Annotated in this window: 18 protein-coding genes and 1 pseudogene; 4 read left to right on the top strand and 15 right to left on the bottom strand. The window is 65.6% G+C overall.

Annotated elements, in window-relative coordinates:
• Positions 1–34: 34 nt before the first annotated feature.
• A complete protein-coding gene (locus tag AC3WL8_RS32520) occupies positions 35–262 on the top strand; it encodes a hypothetical protein (protein ID WP_080569570.1) in 228 nt (75 codons plus the stop codon).
• A 517-nt stretch (positions 263–779) separates the two neighbouring features.
• Here the strand turns inward: AC3WL8_RS32520 and AC3WL8_RS32515 are convergent.
• The 7 genes from AC3WL8_RS32515 to AC3WL8_RS32485 form a co-directional block, all read right to left on the bottom strand.
• Positions 780–1,265, bottom strand: coding sequence for a hypothetical protein (locus tag AC3WL8_RS32515; protein WP_013956877.1), 486 nt, complete (start codon positions 1,263–1,265; stop codon positions 780–782).
• 135 nt (positions 1,266–1,400) lie between these two features.
• The gene (locus AC3WL8_RS32510) at positions 1,401–2,174 is read right to left on the bottom strand and encodes an anti-sigma factor family protein (protein WP_211979764.1); all 774 of its coding nucleotides are present in this window, start codon (positions 2,172–2,174) and stop codon (positions 1,401–1,403) included.
• Positions 2,171–2,692: a sigma-70 family RNA polymerase sigma factor gene (locus AC3WL8_RS32505; protein WP_013956879.1), complete on the bottom strand. Its 522-nt coding sequence runs from the start codon at positions 2,690–2,692 to the stop codon at positions 2,171–2,173. The genes AC3WL8_RS32510 and AC3WL8_RS32505 overlap by 4 nt, the downstream gene beginning before the upstream one ends.
• Before the next feature lie 37 nt (positions 2,693–2,729).
• On the bottom strand, positions 2,730–2,888 hold the full coding sequence (locus AC3WL8_RS32500; protein WP_153955951.1) for a hypothetical protein: 159 nt from the start codon (positions 2,886–2,888) through the stop codon (positions 2,730–2,732).
• 211 nt (positions 2,889–3,099) lie between these two features.
• Positions 3,100–3,606 carry a DUF1993 domain-containing protein gene (locus AC3WL8_RS32495; protein ID WP_013956880.1) on the bottom strand — a complete coding sequence of 169 codons (507 nt, stop codon included), beginning with the start codon at positions 3,604–3,606 and terminating at the stop codon, positions 3,100–3,102.
• A gap of 103 nt (positions 3,607–3,709) precedes the next feature.
• Positions 3,710–4,453 carry a LysR substrate-binding domain-containing protein gene (locus AC3WL8_RS32490; protein WP_319609857.1) on the bottom strand — a complete coding sequence of 248 codons (744 nt, stop codon included), beginning with the start codon at positions 4,451–4,453 and terminating at the stop codon, positions 3,710–3,712.
• Positions 4,440–4,652 (bottom strand): LysR family transcriptional regulator, encoded by a 213-nt coding sequence (locus tag AC3WL8_RS32485; RefSeq protein WP_319609856.1) that lies wholly within the window; start codon positions 4,650–4,652, stop codon positions 4,440–4,442. Before AC3WL8_RS32485 ends, AC3WL8_RS32490 begins: the two co-directional genes overlap by 14 nt.
• A gap of 93 nt (positions 4,653–4,745) precedes the next feature.
• On the opposite strand from AC3WL8_RS32485, the gene AC3WL8_RS32480 reads away from it, so the two are divergent.
• Entirely contained in the window at positions 4,746–4,880 is a 135-nt protein-coding gene (locus tag AC3WL8_RS32480) for a hypothetical protein (protein ID WP_492379694.1), read from the top strand.
• A 168-nt stretch (positions 4,881–5,048) separates the two neighbouring features.
• Positions 5,049–5,450 (top strand): hypothetical protein, encoded by a 402-nt coding sequence (locus tag AC3WL8_RS32475; protein ID WP_013956882.1) that lies wholly within the window; start codon positions 5,049–5,051, stop codon positions 5,448–5,450.
• A gap of 18 nt (positions 5,451–5,468) precedes the next feature.
• Here the strand turns inward: AC3WL8_RS32475 and AC3WL8_RS32470 are convergent, their stop codons facing one another.
• The 6 genes and pseudogenes from AC3WL8_RS32470 to AC3WL8_RS32445 all read right to left on the bottom strand — a co-directional run.
• On the bottom strand, positions 5,469–6,089 hold the full coding sequence (locus AC3WL8_RS32470) for a DUF2239 family protein (RefSeq protein WP_211979765.1): 621 nt from the start codon (positions 6,087–6,089) through the stop codon (positions 5,469–5,471).
• Positions 6,090–6,183: 94 nt separating this feature from the next.
• A complete protein-coding gene (locus AC3WL8_RS32465; RefSeq protein ID WP_153955954.1) occupies positions 6,184–7,797 on the bottom strand; it encodes an ABC-F family ATP-binding cassette domain-containing protein in 1,614 nt (537 codons plus the stop codon).
• 182 nt (positions 7,798–7,979) lie between these two features.
• A complete protein-coding gene (locus tag AC3WL8_RS32460) occupies positions 7,980–9,752 on the bottom strand; it encodes an alkaline phosphatase D family protein (RefSeq protein ID WP_013956885.1) in 1,773 nt (590 codons plus the stop codon).
• Between the two features lie 179 nt (positions 9,753–9,931).
• Positions 9,932–10,873 (bottom strand): nucleotidyl transferase AbiEii/AbiGii toxin family protein, encoded by a 942-nt coding sequence (locus AC3WL8_RS32455; protein ID WP_013956886.1) that lies wholly within the window; start codon positions 10,871–10,873, stop codon positions 9,932–9,934.
• Positions 10,857–11,678 (bottom strand): type IV toxin-antitoxin system AbiEi family antitoxin domain-containing protein, encoded by an 822-nt coding sequence (locus tag AC3WL8_RS32450; protein ID WP_013956887.1) that lies wholly within the window; start codon positions 11,676–11,678, stop codon positions 10,857–10,859. Before AC3WL8_RS32450 ends, AC3WL8_RS32455 begins: the two co-directional genes overlap by 17 nt.
• Before the next feature lie 117 nt (positions 11,679–11,795).
• Positions 11,796–11,987: pseudogene (locus AC3WL8_RS32445) on the bottom strand (Zn-dependent oxidoreductase); the annotation flags it as partial.
• Between the two features lie 19 nt (positions 11,988–12,006).
• On the opposite strand from AC3WL8_RS32445, the gene AC3WL8_RS32440 reads away from it, so the two are divergent.
• A complete protein-coding gene (locus tag AC3WL8_RS32440) occupies positions 12,007–12,588 on the top strand; it encodes a TRAP transporter substrate-binding protein (protein WP_371827372.1) in 582 nt (193 codons plus the stop codon).
• 137 nt (positions 12,589–12,725) lie between these two features.
• Here the strand turns inward: AC3WL8_RS32440 and scpA are convergent, their stop codons facing one another.
• Positions 12,726–14,819 carry a methylmalonyl-CoA mutase gene (gene scpA, locus AC3WL8_RS32435; RefSeq protein WP_153955955.1) on the bottom strand — a complete coding sequence of 698 codons (2,094 nt, stop codon included), beginning with the start codon at positions 14,817–14,819 and terminating at the stop codon, positions 12,726–12,728.
• Positions 14,816–15,652: a Pnap_2097 family protein gene (locus AC3WL8_RS32430; RefSeq protein ID WP_153955956.1), complete on the bottom strand. Its 837-nt coding sequence runs from the start codon at positions 15,650–15,652 to the stop codon at positions 14,816–14,818. The genes scpA and AC3WL8_RS32430 overlap by 4 nt, the downstream gene beginning before the upstream one ends.
• Between the last annotated feature and the right edge of the window lies 1 nt (position 15,653).

Raw genomic sequence — 15,653 nt, 5'->3', positions numbered from 1 at the left:
GCGACAGACAAGAACCGGGGTAATGGAGGGGGACATGAAAAGCACAAATGAGCAGTCACTGCGCTTTCAGGTCGATAAATGGCTCGCGCCTAGCCCAACGTCGTCCATCCACGTAGTCGAATTCAGTCGCACCCTATCGGGCCGGCGACGCTACGTATGCGTTGAGACCGTGCATCCGGCCGGTTTGCGCGCGTTGTTCTTCTTTAGGCACGATGACGGCTGCTGGCACGTGTTTCCGCCTGCAGTCGATGCCTGCCAATGAGTACTGACATTGTGCCGTTGTGAGCAGCCATTGCCAGTTCGTTTCAAATAGTCCGCCTCTGGTCGGCCGAATTGCCGCGCGGCAACTCGTACTGGACCGGGGCATGGTTGCGCACCACATCAAGGTCTCCCTCGGCTGGCTCGACGGGCGTACAGCTTGCTTGCGCCAATCCAGGTGCGCGAGAAATTCCTATGCTTGAAGCGTCCCCTCTAGTCTCGTTCACTTTGGCAGGACAATATGAAGCCGACAATTCACTATTTCCATACGCATCCACCCCATCACGGTGCACGGTACTACTTGACGCTAGCAGCTTGTCTTCTGATGCCCGCCGCTATCTACGCGCTCGTGGCGCTTTGGTCAAAGCTCTAACGGGCTTCCACGCTGGAATCACCAGGCACCGGGTTCACATCTGAACCGATACGCGCCTCGCGGACGGGAGAATGCCATCGGCCCTACAACCTGATCTCAGCGTTGGTTGGCCGTGCCGGCCAGGCGCTCAGCGCGCTGTGGATAGCCATCAGTGGTGCATGCCGCCGCCATGAAAGCCACCATGCGAGCCACCATGCGAGCCACCTCCACCCCCACCGTGGAACCCCCTATGGAAACCGCCATGGGAGCCGGAATGAAAGCCGCCATGGAAACCACCACGAACGATCACGCCCGGCCTGCGGACGAACACATGGTGCATATGGTGGAAGTGATGGAAGCGGTCAACAAAGATCACGCTGGCACCAAAGCCCACGCCGACCGGCGCCCAGTACCAGGGATCATAGTAATAGGCCGGGGCCGCATAGGTGACCACCCCGCTTGCTCCGTCGACCAACTGCCACGTCCCGTCCGGCTGCAAGCAAGCCACCCCCGAGATCACCTGCAGCACGCCGTCAATCTCGGCCTGTCCAACCACTTGCTGGCAGGGCGCCGACACCAGTTCCTCGGCCGGCGCCGCCACGCCAAAGCTGAGGCCTGCGCACACGGCCGCTGCGGCCGCCAAAACCTTGCCCATGATTGTCACCCTGACCTCAAAGTCCCGACGTATGTCCTCGCGGAGCGCATGGCACATCGGTTTGCCGCCGGCCCGCACTGCATGAAGTAAACGGATTAGCGGCACGTTTTATTCCACAGGCGGTGAGGTTGCGCCTCACTGCCATCCCTGCGGATTTCCGCCCACGCTGCTGCAGACGTCCATCGCGATCTCGCGCAGGCGCGGCTCGCTGCGCTGGCCCGAGAGCGCGTAACCGGCACCCGCGCTGGCCCAATAGAACGTGCGCCGGTCCTCCTGGCGCAGCAAACGGAAGGAGGCGTGCTGCGGCGCAGCCTCGGTGATATACAGCGTGAGGCGCCTGCCCGCCTGGTTCTGATACATCAGCTGTGCCGCCGGGCCGGCCGCGCCGGGCAAGAGCCGCCCACCCATCAGCGTGTAGCCGTATTCGTTCAGCGCTGGAATCGTCAGCGTGCGCGCCAGCCGGCGCGACAGCCACTCCACCAGGTGCGCCTGATCGGTGGCAGCCACTTCTACCGGGTGGCGCTGCTCCGGCGCGTAGACCGCGTAGGCAAGGTCGGCATGGCGGGAGAAAGCCCAGGGATCGGCCTCGCGCGTCGACAGCCACACGCCGCCGGTGCCGAGGATCATCCCCGCGCCGGCCCAGGCCAGCGCAGCCGACACGCGCCGCCACCACGTACGGCGCGGCAGCACCAGTACATAGCGCACATCCGTCGGCAACGGAAACAACGACCTGAGTGCGGCACCCTGACGCCGGTAATCCTCCACACGTGCGGAGGCCTGTACATCGTGCGCCAGCGCGGCCGCGACCTCGGCCTGCTCGTGCGGCGCAAGCTCGCCATCGACCAGAGCCGAGAGCCGCTCCAACTCCGGGCCTGTCGTCAGCGCGGTGGAACTTCGATCATCAGTCATGGCCTCTGCCTCACGACTTTGAAAATCCCGGGCCGGCTTCCAGCATCGCTGCCGAGCAGCACGCGCAGGTGCTCGCGTGCCCGCGACAGCCGCGACATCACCGTCCCCACCGGCACCTGCAGGATGGCGGCAGCTTCCCGGTAGCTCAGTTGCTCCAGCGTCACCAGCAGTAGCACGTCGCGCTGCTCCAGCGGCAGGCGGTACAGCGCGCGCTGCAAATCGAGCAGCAGCAGCCCACCGACCTCCCCGACCGGCGCTTCCAGCCTCTGCCACACAGGGTCATCGGCATCAAGCGCTAGCTCGCGGTGCTTGCGCAACTGATCGATATAGAGGTGACGCAGTATGGTCATCAACCAGGCGCGCGTATTGCTGTGGGCGCGCAGCATCGAGGTGCGCGCGAGCGCGCGCTCGAGCGTGTCCTGCACCAGGTCATCCGCCCATGCGGCATCACCCGTCAGCGCGCGCGCGTAACGGCGCAGCTGCGGCAGGCAGGCGGCGAGGTCGTCGCGCAAGCTCACCGGGATGGATACTCCTCGGGCTGGCGGCCAGGACCAATTAGTAGCCGCCGCGATACATTGCGCCGCCAGAGCTCCGGCTACTGCCACTGCGAGATGAGGACGAACCGCCCGCCGGATCCGTGCCACTGTCGGTGGAGCACGCCGCCACCGCCATCATGGCAAGCAGCAGGCCAGAAATCAGATGGGGCACTTTCATTTCAGTCTCCAGGAGGCAGGCCGCGGCGCAGCATTCTCCACGTCGGGAACGCCGCGCCCGGGCAGCGCGATGTTGCTGCCGCCGGAGCCTGTCAACTGAGTAAACGCGCCGCGGCGGCGCTTTATTCCACTGTCATGGATTTTGTCCCACAAGCCCCGCCGCGTGGGAGGCTTCGCGCCCGGCATTTTTCCTACTGGCCCTGCTCGGCTTCTTACTTCAGCCCCAGATAGTCGCGCTTGCCGATCTGCACACCCTTATGGCGCAGGATGTCGTAGGCCGTGGTCACGTGGAAGTAGAAATTGGGCAGCGCAAAGCCCAGCAGGTAGGACTTGCCGTCGAACGTCATCGGCCCCTGGCGCAGCTTCAGCTCGATCGCGCGCTGCTCGCTGCCTTCCAGCTGCTCGGGCGCGATCTGCTCCAGGAACACGATGGTGCGGGCGATGCGGTCCTGCAGTTCGGCAAAGGTGGTTTCGGTATCGGCGAACGACGGCACCTCGATGCCTGCCAGCCGCGCGGCACAGCCCTTGGCGGCGTCGCTGGCGCGCTGCACCTGTGCCGGCAGCGCATCCATGTCGGCGATCAGGCGGGTCTGGATCAGGTCGGCCGGGTCCATGCCCTGCGCCTGGGCGTGGGCCGCGCCCTTGTCCAGGATCTCGGCCAGGTTGGCGAGTGCGCGGATGAACGGGGGAATCGAAACGTCGTACATCGAGAGTGCCATGGGGGATCTCCTGTGCAGGCCTTGGTTGGAAATTCTCATCGTCGGGGGCCGTCGGGCCGCACCGCTGCCGCGAGCATAGACCGGATCGGCATTTGCTGCCGGACTACCCCTGCGCACACGCGGCAGGCGGCTGGATGTCGCGCAGCACCTTGCCGACCGCGGCCAGGAAGCGGCGCCCCGCCAACGGCAACGGCGCCAGGCTGAAATGGGTCGCCCAGATTTCCAGGCCGACCGCGGGCAACACCGGCCGCACCGCCAGGGCCGCGCGCATGGCTGGCGTCACGCTCCACGCATCCACCAGCGCCAGCCCCAGGCCCTGCTGCACAAAGGCGCATGCCGTGACCGGGGAATGCACCTCGATGGCGGGCGCGCCGCTGTCGCTGTCGCCGAAGAAGCCGGCCAGCGCACGGCCCAGCGGCGTGTCGGGCGGATAGCCGATCCACGCGCTGCCGGCGAAATCCTCCGGCGTCACCGCCTCGCGGCCTGCCAGCGGATGGTCCGGCGGCAGGACACACAGCATCGGCTGGCGCCCGAGCAGCGTGGACGACAGCGTCAGATGCCCGGCCGGCACCATCGACACGCCGACATCGGCCCGACCGCTCAGGAAAATGCCGACCAGTTCGTCGAAGGTGACGCTGCGGTAGTCAATGCGCGTGGGCACGCCGCCCGCGCGCAGCTGCGCCAGCGCACGCGGCACCAGCTGCTGCGCGAACGCGGCGCTGGCCACTACGCGCAGCGTGCCGGCGCCTTCGCGGTGCAACGCCGCAGCCAGCTCGTTGACGCGCCGTACGCCGCTGTAGACCTGCTCGACCTCGGCAAACAGGCGCCGCGCTTCAGGCGTCGGCAACAGCTTGCCGCGCGCGCTCGAACAAGGGGTAGCCGAGCCGGCTTTCGGTCAGCGCCAGCACCCGGCTGACCGCGGGCTGCGACACAAGCAGCATGCGTCCGGCACCGCTGACCGAGCCCGCCAGCATGATGGCCTGGAACACCTCGATCTGGCGCAAGTTGAGCGGCCGGCCCGATGGCGCAGCCACCCCTGCTCCCATGCACTCGCCTGTGCCTGCCACTGCGTCCGACCGTCCGCGCTGCCTCATGCCAGCCCTAACGCAGCGCTGCAAGCTGCGCTGCAGGCATCGGACGTGCGCAAGGGCCTGGCGGCGCTGGGCGCCGAGCCGGCCGGCGGCTCGCCCGCGCAGTTCCGGAAGCTGATCGATGCCGAGACCGCCAAATGGCGTGCCCTGATTAAGTCGGCCCATATAGAGCAGCAGGACTGAACCATGCCCGCGCGGCCAGGCCAGGTGCCGCGGCCGGGGACCTGAGGGGCGCCTGAGGGGCGGCGGGCAAGATGGCGCACCCGCAGCGGGCAACCGGCGACCGGCAACCTGAATTAACATATCCGGTCATCGTCCCCGCTATCTTGCGGCCTTGTGGCCGCGCCCCACATGAATGCGCCGCTCCCTCTTCGCACGGAATGCCCGCCCGGCGCCTGCATCTGCGGGCGCGAAGCCTTGCTGAGTGACCCCAACGCCGACTTGCGCGTGCTGCGGCTCACCCGCGCCGAGGAAAAGCGGCTGGTCGAACGGCTTGAGAGCCTGACCAGCCTGGCGGAATTGCAGCGCATGGAAAGCCTGATGCAGGCCCAGCTGGGCATCGTGCTGACCATCACCCCCAGCGCCCGCGGCGTGCGCACAGTGCGCGGCATCAGCATCCAGGTGCAGGAGCAGCCCGGCCTGTGCCGCAAGATCCGCCAGTCGATCCCCGCCGCCATCCGCCGCAGCATGGAAGAGCATCCCGAGATCGCCTATGCGATCGTGGATGCGCATGACCTGCTGGGCGGCATCTGAACGGGACCGCGCAGCCGTTCAGGCGTTGCTGTCCGCAAGGCGCATCACGTGCTCGCGGATATCCACCGGCCATGTCTCGAGCCGCTGCGCAAAGCCCGCCACATCGCCCGCGAACAAGGCCCGCGTAGCTTCCTCGAAGCCGGGCAGATCTCCCGCCATCACCACCATGAAGTGGTAGGCGCGTTCGCTGGCGCGGCGGCCGCGGTCCTTGTCCGCGTTGTCCCGGCGCGCCTGCTCGACCAGCTTGCGCAGGGCCACGGATGCCCCGCCTGGCTGGGCGGCCAGCCATTCCCAATGGCGCGGCAGCAGCGTCACCTCGCGCGATACCACGCCAAGCTTCGGGCGCCCTCGGCCCCGCGGCTCGGCCACATCCGCTGCTTCGTCGTTGTCGCCGGCTGGCTGCCGCGGGGATTCGAGCTGCGCGGCGCGCTCGGCAGTCCGCTCAAGTAAGGCGGCCTCCGTCCCGCTCGTATCCAGGTCGATCGAGCGCCCGCTGCTGTCGTCGAAAACCAGCACGGGTCCGCCCGCGCCGGCTTCCAGCGCGCGCTTGAGCGCCAGCGCATTGGCTTGCAGCGAGCCCGTGGCGATACGCCGGTGGCCGTCGAAGGTGGTGTAGTTGTGAAGCGTTGCGTTCGTCATGGGGATGTCCCTTGGAGACGATTCCCGAATATTACCCGGATAAAATAAGATGTCAATATCATCCGGGTATAAATAAAACCACCCCGCTGTCGGGTCACCAGGGTTCCAGGTTCCAACCATCCGACGTAGCCGCCAGGCGATGGGTCAGCCCCAGGCTGCCCATGAACACATCGTCGTGGGACACCACCACCAGTGTGCCCTGATAGCCGCGCAGCATCGTTTCCACTGCCTGCACAGACGCCAGGTCCAGGTGGTTGCTGGGCTCATCGAACAACAGCAGCTGTGCCGGCGGATCGGCATACAAGGTACAAGCCAGCGCGGCCTTCAGGCGCTCGCCGCCACTGAGCAGGCCGCTGGGTGCGGTGACCTTCTGCGCATCGAGATCCAGCAGCGCAAGCCGCGTGCGCAAGGCCGCCTCCCCGGCGGTGTGGTTGGCGGCCAGCATCTGTTCGATGGCTGAGCGCTGCGGCAGCAGGCCGGCCAGCTGCTGGTCGAGGTAGGCGTTTTCGACATGCACCGCGCAGCGGCCAGCCAGCGGCTGCAACTGGCCGGCAAGCAGCTTGAGCAAGGTGGATTTGCCGCAACCGTTGGGGCCGACGACGCCCACGCGCTGCTGGCCAGTCAGCACCAGGCTGATGCGGCGCGTGGCGGCCGGCACGAACGGCAGATCGACCTCCTCCAGTTCAGCTACGCGGCGTTGCGCGGTCTGGCTGACAGGCAAGGCGAGCAATACGATCGCGGCATCGTCCTCCACCTGTTGCGCGGCGTCGCGCACGCGCGCATCGAGCGCTTCGCGCGTGGCGGCTTGCTGCAGGCGCAGCCTGCCTGCCGATGCCTGGCTGCGCTCCTTCTGCCGGCCCAGCAGGATGCTGGCCTGGTTGGCATCGTGCGCCTGCCGGTTGCCACGGGCCTGCCGCCGCTCCTGGCGTTCACGCTGCGCACGCAGCGACTGTTCTTCCCGCTTGCGTTCGAGCTTGCGCTGGTCCAGCTGCCGCAAGGCGTTCTCTCGCTCCTGCGCCTTGCATTGCGCATAGAACGAATAGCCGCCGCCATAGCTGCGCAACCCGAGCGACGACAGCTCGACGATGCGCGCCATGCCCTCCAGCAACCGCCGGTCATGGCTGACCACCAGCAGGCCGCGCTGCCAGCGTTGCAGTTGCGCGATCAGCGCCAGCCGGTTCGGCCGGTCCAGATGATTGCTGGGTTCGTCGAGGATCAGGAAATCGGCATCCGACAGCAACGCGCCGATCAGTGCCACGCGCATGGCTTCGCCGCCGCTCAGGGTGCTCGCCGGGGTATCCGCCTGCAGGTGGCCCAGGCCATTGCGTTCCAGCTCCTGCCGCAGCCGTTGCGGCATGTTCCAGTGCTCGCCGACGTCATCGAAGTCTTGTGCCGCGGTGCTGCCGGCCTCAAGGCGTTGCAGCGCATCCAGCACCGGTTGCACGCCAGCCAGCCCCGCCACCGACGTCTGCACGGCATGCGCAGCCTGCTGAGACAGGTAATGCAAGCTGCCCGACCGCACGCAACGCCCCGCGGAGGGCTCAAGCTCCCCGCCCAGGATGCGTGCCAGCACGGACTTGCCGATACCGTTGCGCCCGACCAGGCCGGTGGGGCGAACGTCGAATTGTTCGGACAGTTCAGAGAAGAGCGTCCGGCCGTCGGGCAGGACATAGGAAACGCTTTCCAGCGTCAGCTTGGGATTTGACATGCAAGATTCCAGGGATGCCAGGAACTCCCCCTGCTTTGGGGGCGGTGGAGACTGGCCGTCATGCAGACGGCGGCATCAATGGCGCATGGCTTGAATCCTCCGCGGATGGGGTTTGAATCGGCGAGGCATGGGGACGCATGCCTGAGTACGTCGCCCCGCCCTACTCTCTGACTCGGCTAAAACTATAAGTTCACCGGATCGGTAGCCAGCAGGTGATTGGAGAATGCTGCCTTGGTCTCGCACCGCCACGTCGCCCACAGCTTGCAGCCGTTCGGGTTGTCCGTGCCCCGGTCCAGCTCAATGGCAAGCCAGTTCCTGGCCGGCATCACGTACCGGTTGGATCCGGGAAAGAGCATCATTTCCGCAGACAGGTTGACATCCAGCGCCTGCTTCGACTGGGCAACGTTGTTCAGCACATGGAAGAACAGACGCTCCATGACCCCGACCAGCGAGGGATGCACCACGGCAGTACTGGTCAGCTGCTGTATCTGCGCCCAGTTGTCCTTCGGCCCCACGTCTTTCCTGTAGGCGACACCCCAGGCCGCGACATGGACATCACCAGAGATGATCGTCACGCGCAGCTGCTTCTGGCTGGCTGTCTTGAGCAACGTCTCTACCAGGCGCTTCCTCTCGCCCTCGTGATCGTCGTGGGTCCAGTGGTCCTTCAGGTCATCGGCACTGCTGTCGAGCACATGATCCTGGCCAAAGTTGTCCAGGAAGGCTTCGGCCAGCGACAGCTTGGGATGGACCACCGGCACGGAGGACAGCAGCAGCAGATGCTGGCAATTGATGCCGCCAGGGTTGACGGCGTGGCCCGATTCGACACCCGACAGCCACCGCTGCAGTGCGCCCCAGGTACCGGGTCCAAGCACCTGCTCCTGGGATCGTTCGGTCCTCAGGTCAGCAACGATCAGACTGACTGGGCCAGCCGAATGCGTGAACGTGAACCCCGGCTGCTCGTCCAGCAACGGCAGCGCAAGCTTGTCACCGGACAGCACCTGAGACCACTTGACCGGTTCGAACAATGGATCGTCAGACCGGACCCTGACGTCAGTGCGCGGCACCAGGTCGGGAAGCTGTTCGACAGCATGCTGCATCTGGAAGACCCAGAACGCCCGGCGCGCATGGAAGAACAGCCGCTGGAACAATGGACTGCGCTGCATCTCGGGGCTATAGGAACCCCAGCCGTCGAAGATGTCATGGTCATCCCACATCATCACCGTGGGGATCCGTGCCATGGCCTGGGCAGCGTCGAGCGGCTTCTCTGCACTACCCCACCCTGACCTGGCATGAGGCAGCCAGCGCTCGCTGTAGAGCTTGAAATAGTAGTCCTCGATTTCTTTCTCGAGGTCAGCGTCCACCGGGTACTGCAGCTGCTCCTCCCGCGTCAACCCGATCCAGCGCTTCAGCAGCTTGATGTCTTCCCAGATCGAATCGAAGTAGATCTGGTCGCCGCCCATCAGCATCAGATGGAAGCGCTGATTGCCCTGGTCATGGGTACGCGCCTCGTGCCAGAGCTGCTCCTTGTCCAGCTCATAGCCTGGCGGACGGATTTCCTTGTCGTGGTTGCACAGCAAGTCCGCCCATACCGCGTTCTCGGCCTTGACCAGCTTGCGCATGCCGCCCGGGTCGGAGAATCCGTTGCACGAAACATAGGCCATGCGCGGCGCGTAGCCCTTGCCGGGCACGGTAAAGTGCCACGCCTCCCCGACACCTTCGATGCTGTACGGTACCCGCCGTTCGTTCTTGCGCAGCTTGCAGGACAGGTCGTAGCGCAGATAGGTGCGGCCCGCATGCTGCAGCAGGGTCACCGGCTTGCCGGCCTTGCGGCCTTCCACGGTGACCTGAGGAACCCTGGCTTGATCTTCTATGCCAACGAGCGCCGTCACCTTCCATGAGCCATCCGTTCCGAGGCCACGAAACGACAGCACGGGTCCGAGCAGTAGCTTGCTCATTTGTGATGGTCTCCCTTTGGTCACCTTTTGTTGTTCGCCCGCGGGCTGCGCTGGCGCGATCGCCGCGAAAGGCCTGGCGCCGGCAATGGGACGCCTGGCCATCCATGCCGGGGACATAAGGTGAACGAAGAGAGAATGCGCGTCAAGCGCCACCTGCTGGCTCGCCAGGGGCCTGTGCTTCAGGCACCCCGCCCTGTGAGCCGCGCCAGCGTCTGTTCCAGCTCGCGACGATCCGCCTGCCGCTTGGCTGGCGAGCGCTGGGCCAGGTTATGCAACTTGCGCCGTATGCCCGGCAACTCAACTGCGTGAGGAAGCCCGATGAGCCCGAAATCCGGCTTTTCATCCTCCACGGATCCAAGAAACGCACGGGATGGCTCATCCAGCCACTCCGCCACTCGCGCCAGCAGGCGCTCGCGGCTTTCCAGCAGCGCTTCCGCACTGACAGGCTCGGCAGTCATCCCTTTGAAATGCGCGTCGAACGTTGCCGCGAAATCCGCCGGCGCGCGAGGGGCCAGCATCTCCCAGGCAGGTTTGGGGCTGCAGGTCAGGTACACCAGGAAAGTCCGCCAAAGCCTCTCATCCGCACGTTCGTCCTCCAGCAGCAGACTGACATCAAACAGATCGCGCGGATGCTGCCTCGACAACGCTGCGGCCAGCTTGCCGGCATAAAGATCGGCGAAATCAAGCACCTGCACGGAGGCGAAGCCAAAAGCCTCCTCCACCTTCGGCCTGACCACCATGCTGCGCACCGGATGCACTGTGCCGCGCATGACCGGTGTTGTCTCGACCTGCACGCGCGCGCGGCCACGGCTGGCCACCAATCGCGTCACCGACCGCGTACCCTCGCCCGCCGACGACTGCACCTGCAGTTGTAGCGGGCGGGCGCGCAGTGCATCGGCCAGTTGCTCCAATGCCGCAGCAATCGAGGCCGCATCCTCGGCGAAGTCATGCACGGGCAACCAGGCCAGGTCGATGTCCACCGACAACCGCGGAAGGTCATGCTCGAACAGGTTGATCGCCGTGCCCCCTTTAAGTGCGAAGCGCGGCTCTTTCGCCAGGACCGGCAGGATCTCGACCAGCAATTGCACCCGGTCGGTATAGCGCTTATCCCAGATGCTCATCCAGGTCTCCAGGCAAAGTAATCTGGTAGGTCGGATGCAGGCGTCCACCGGGCACCAGCGCGCGCTTGCCCCGGCCCAGATCGACGCCATCGAGTGGCACATGCGCTAGCCATGCATGCCGGTGGCGTTCGGCCAGCGCCAGGAACAGGCGCTTGGCCTTGATGCTGCGGCAATGGCGCAGCATCATGCCGACCCGTTGCGGCCGCAGCGTCGTCATCGCCTGCATCAGCGCATCGACCTCATAGACCAGGGCCGCATTTGCCACGCCATCGCACAGTTCCAGCATGGCCCGCTCCGGCGTGGAACAGGCCAGGGCATCGGTGCCTGGGCTGACCTCGTGCCATGTCAATCCCTGATCGAGCAACGCCTTTTCCGGCAGCTCGGGCATGAAGTGCAACGCAGTCAGTTCGAAAGGCCCCTTGCCGTGAAACTCGAAGTGTTCGTTCAATGGCAGCTTGCCCACCCAGCCTGGCAGCCGTTGTGGCCCGTAAAGCGTGATCGTGCCCGCTTCGCCCAGGCGCAGGTAGTGCTCATGCCCCTGCATGGCCAGCGCAAAGCGCCCACCGACGTGCACAGCCAATGCCTCGTTGGCCTGAAGGGAATGGACCACGCCTTGCCACTGCAGGCGCCCGCCCTGCCTCATGTAGACACCACGCGCTGGCGAAACCAGCCAGCCACTGGCCACATAGCGTGCGACAAGGCTGTTGGAATACCCATGCGCGCGCAGCCATCGGCTGGATACCAAGGTGGTATCACCAAGCCTTACCAGAAGCTGGTTTAGTTTTCCGTGATTTTGATCACTCATGGTGTTCAAAATACACGCTTAGCAAACCCTTGCCAACGAAAGGTTTATCCCGATGCCGATTTGAGCACTATAAGTGATCTTTTTTCAACAATTATAAACCAGCGTCGTTGTGCAATGTCAGCCACCATGGCCAAAATCAAGCAGCACCTTGCAGCATTCGCCCGGATTGCCCTCGGCCAGTGCAAACGCGCCGGCAACATCGCGAAAATCGACGTGGTGCGTGACAATTTGCCCGGGATTGACCAGGCCTTTCGCGATCTAGTCAATCACCGTCGGGAACATCGCGCAGTTCAGCCGCGAGGCCGGCAGTCTCGCGCTCGCATTGCCGGTGCGCCATGGCTTTGCCCAGGCTGCCAGCATCCGGCTCAAATACGGCACGGCATTTCTGGCGGACCACCCTGGCACGTTGCGCATCAAGGAAGCCGCGGAAGCCATCCGCAAGGACACCGGCGGCAAGGTGGATCTCCAGGTATATCCCGCCAGCCAGTTGGGCACCGAGCCCGACATGATCTCGCAGACCCGCGCCGGGGCCATGGATTTCATGTCCACCGCCGGTACCAACCTGCAGACACTGGTGCCGACCGCCGGCATCAACGGCGTTGCCTTTGCCTTCAAGGACTACGACACAGTCTGGGCGGCCATGGATGGTGACGTCGGCGCGCACGTGCGGGCAGCGCTGGGCAAGGTCAACCTGCACGTGTTCGACAAGTGCCTGGACAACGGCTACCGCAATATCACCTCGGCCAGCCGGCCGGTTCAGACACCTGCGGACCTGAAGGGCTTCAAGATCCGCGTGCCCGGCATCCCGCTCTGGATCTCGATGTTCAAGGCGCTTGGCGCCTCGCCGACCGCCATTGCGTTCGGCGAGCTCTACTCCGCGCTGCAGGCGTCTATCGCCACCCACTTCTAGGGATTGGCTGTGAGGCCTTACCGTCACTCTTACCGCCAACTGCACTGAGGATTTGCTGGCGCGGGAGGTGGCGCGATTTGCGGGGCGACGACTCCTGGACGCATGACGGAGGCGCTTGCCCACCGAACGCGCCGGTGTCAATGAAAGGGCGCGGACGCGGTAGGCATCCTAGACAACGTGAGCGCAGCCACGATGGTGCTCACGATGATCTCCATCGGCGTGCCCGGTCCGAAAATTCCCTGCACACCGCACTGGCGCAGCAAGCGCCTGTGGTCTGCCGGAACAATGCCGCCGACGAAGACCGGCACATCGAGCGCGCGCTGCCGCAAGGCGTGTAGCAACGCCGGCAGCAGTTCCAGATGCGCGCCGCCCAGCGTGGAGATGCCGATCGCATCGAAGTCGCCATCGCAAGCAGAAGACGCAACCGCCTCGGCGGACTGGAACAGCGGTGTCAGTTCGACCACGAACCCGGCATCGGCAAGCCCGGCCGCCACCGCCCTCGCACCACGGTCGTGGCCGTCCTGGCCGAGCTTGGCCACGAGGATCCGGGGCGCGCGGCCAAGCCGCTCGTGCAGCGCACTGACGCAATCGCAGGCCGCCAGCCATTCCGTGTTGCCGGCGCGAGCCGTGCCATACAGCGCTGCGTCGTAGGACGACTGGACAGTATGGCGCGGCCAGACCTGGAGCAGCGCCCGGGTACATTCCCCGACCGTGGCGCGGCAACGCATGGCGTCGATCGCACAGGCCAGCAGGTTGCGCTTGCCCCGCCTGGCCGCCTCGGTCAACGCCGCCAGCGCATGCCGGACCGCCCCGTCATCGCGGCGGCTGCGCAGCGCGTCCAGGCGGCATGCCTGTTTCACGCGCACCTGGGTACCGTCGATCTCCAGGCATTCCTGACCATTGTCGTCGGGCTCCTGGTAGCGGTTGACACCCACCACGACCTCTTCCACCGCATCGAGCCGAGCCTGCGTCCGCAGCGCGGCCTGGTGGATGCGCCGCTGCACCCAGCCGGATTCGAGGGCTGGCAGGATGCCACCCTGGGCATCGATGTGCGCCAGCACCGCGCGAACCTCCGTCACCATGCGGCCGGTCAGCGACTCGATCAGGTAGGAGCCCGCCCACGGGTCCGCCACCTCGCACAGGCCAAATTCATGCTGGAGGATCAGCTGCGTGTCGCGGGCCAGCCGCGAGGCCTGCGCGCCCGGCAATGCCAATGCCTCGTCAAAGCCGTTGGTATGCAGCGACTGCGTACCGCCAAAGATCGCAGCCATCGCCTCGACCGTGGTGCGCGCGATATTGTTGAGCGGCTGCTGCGCGGCGAGCGTCCAACCCGAAGTCTGGCAATGCATGCGCATGGCGGTGGCGCGCGCGCTGGTGCCGCCCAGCTCGCACACGATGTCGTGCCACAGGAGCCGCGCGGCGCGCAGCTTGGCGATTTCAACGAAGAATGGTTTGCCGACGCCGAAGAAGAAGCTCAGTCCGCCGCAGAACGCATCGACATCAAGGCCGCGCTCACGCAGCAGGCCGACATAGGTCCTGGCATTGGCCAGTGTCAGCGCCAGTTCCAGCACCGGATCGGCGCCCGCTTCCTGGAAGTGATAACCCGAGATCGACATGCCGTTGAATTTCGGCGCATGCGCGGCCAGCCATTCGACCACGTCGGTGGCGATGCGCAGCGACGGCTGCGGCGCATGGATCCAGGTGTTCCGGACCATGAACTCCTTGAGGATGTCGTTCTGGATGGTGCCGCGCAGCTGTTCGAACGGGACGCCCGATTCCTCGGCCGCGACAAAGAACGCTGCCAGTACTGGGAGCACCGCACCACTCATGGTCATCGATGCTGACACACGGTCCAGCGCAATGCCTTTGAACAGGCGCCGCATATCGTCGACCGAGTCGATGGCCACGCCGGCCATGCCGACATCGGCCTGCGCCTGAGGGTCGTCGGAATCGTAGCCGCGATGGGTCGGCAGGTCGAAGGCCACCGACAAGCCCTGCGCGCCCTGCTTCAAGGCCTCGCGATAGGCGAGATTCGACGTCGCGGCGTCGCCGTATCCCGCGTACTGGCGGATGGTCCATGGCCTGCCGCGGTACATGGTGGAATAGGGGCCGCGAACGAACGGGGCCTCGCCGGGCATGTCGCCCAGGTGGCCAAGGCCAGTCAGATCGTCGGGCCCGTAGACCGGCTTCAGCTCCAGGGCGCCTGCCAGGTCGATCCGGTTCGCGTTCATCGTTGCCTCCAGCGTTTCTGCGTGACCACATCGGCGATCTTCTCGCCGTCGCGGCTGCGCCGGATCTCACACCAGTGCGTCAATCCCTCCTTGTCCTCGCGCAGTGCGGAAATGGTCAGCTCCAGCGACTCGCCGACATTGGCGTTGCCATGGAAGAACAGGTCCCGCGCGAACACCGAGGGCGGATCCGCGTCGCGGCGCCATTGCCATTCCGCGCGATCGACCATGGCCTGGAAGCTGGCGAAGTACAGCAGGTCGGCACCATTGAAGTCGTTGCAGGGGCACGGCAGGTATTCGGCCGCGTGGCAGACACGATGCCGGGCCTGATCGAGCCCGAGATGCGTGCCCCAGTCCCCGCAGCGAAACCGCCGTGCTAGCAGCGACAGTTCCGCCGCCTGTGCCGACGGGCCGGCGCCGGCCCACTTCGCGGCCACGGTCGGCATGGTGCGCACGACCGAGCGGTTGTCCCGCTCACGCGTGCGACGGATGAAGGTGGACAGCATCGTCACGCTGGCGCGGCGGTCCCCCTGCATGTCGACCGCATGTTCGCTGAGGTGCTTCACGCCGCCCGCTGGCAAGATGCGCGAGTCGATGCTGAACTCGGCGTGCTCGCCGACCGTTTGCGGCGCGGCATCGCGCACGCGGATCGCGGTGAACGCCGCATACACCGGATTGCCCTCGGCATCCCGGAAGTCCGGCACCGCCAGGCCGACGCCGGCGGCCAGCAGGCGCCAGTGCAGGTCGCCGCAGGTCTTCAGCAGCCAGTTCTCTGACAGGCCGGTGTATGCCAACTGGGGCATGCCGGCGACATGGCGCGAGACAAGGGCTTCCATG

Source organism: Cupriavidus sp. FW305-F7 (assembly GCF_058782875.1).
This window is presented reverse-complemented; position numbering and strand designations above follow the sequence as displayed.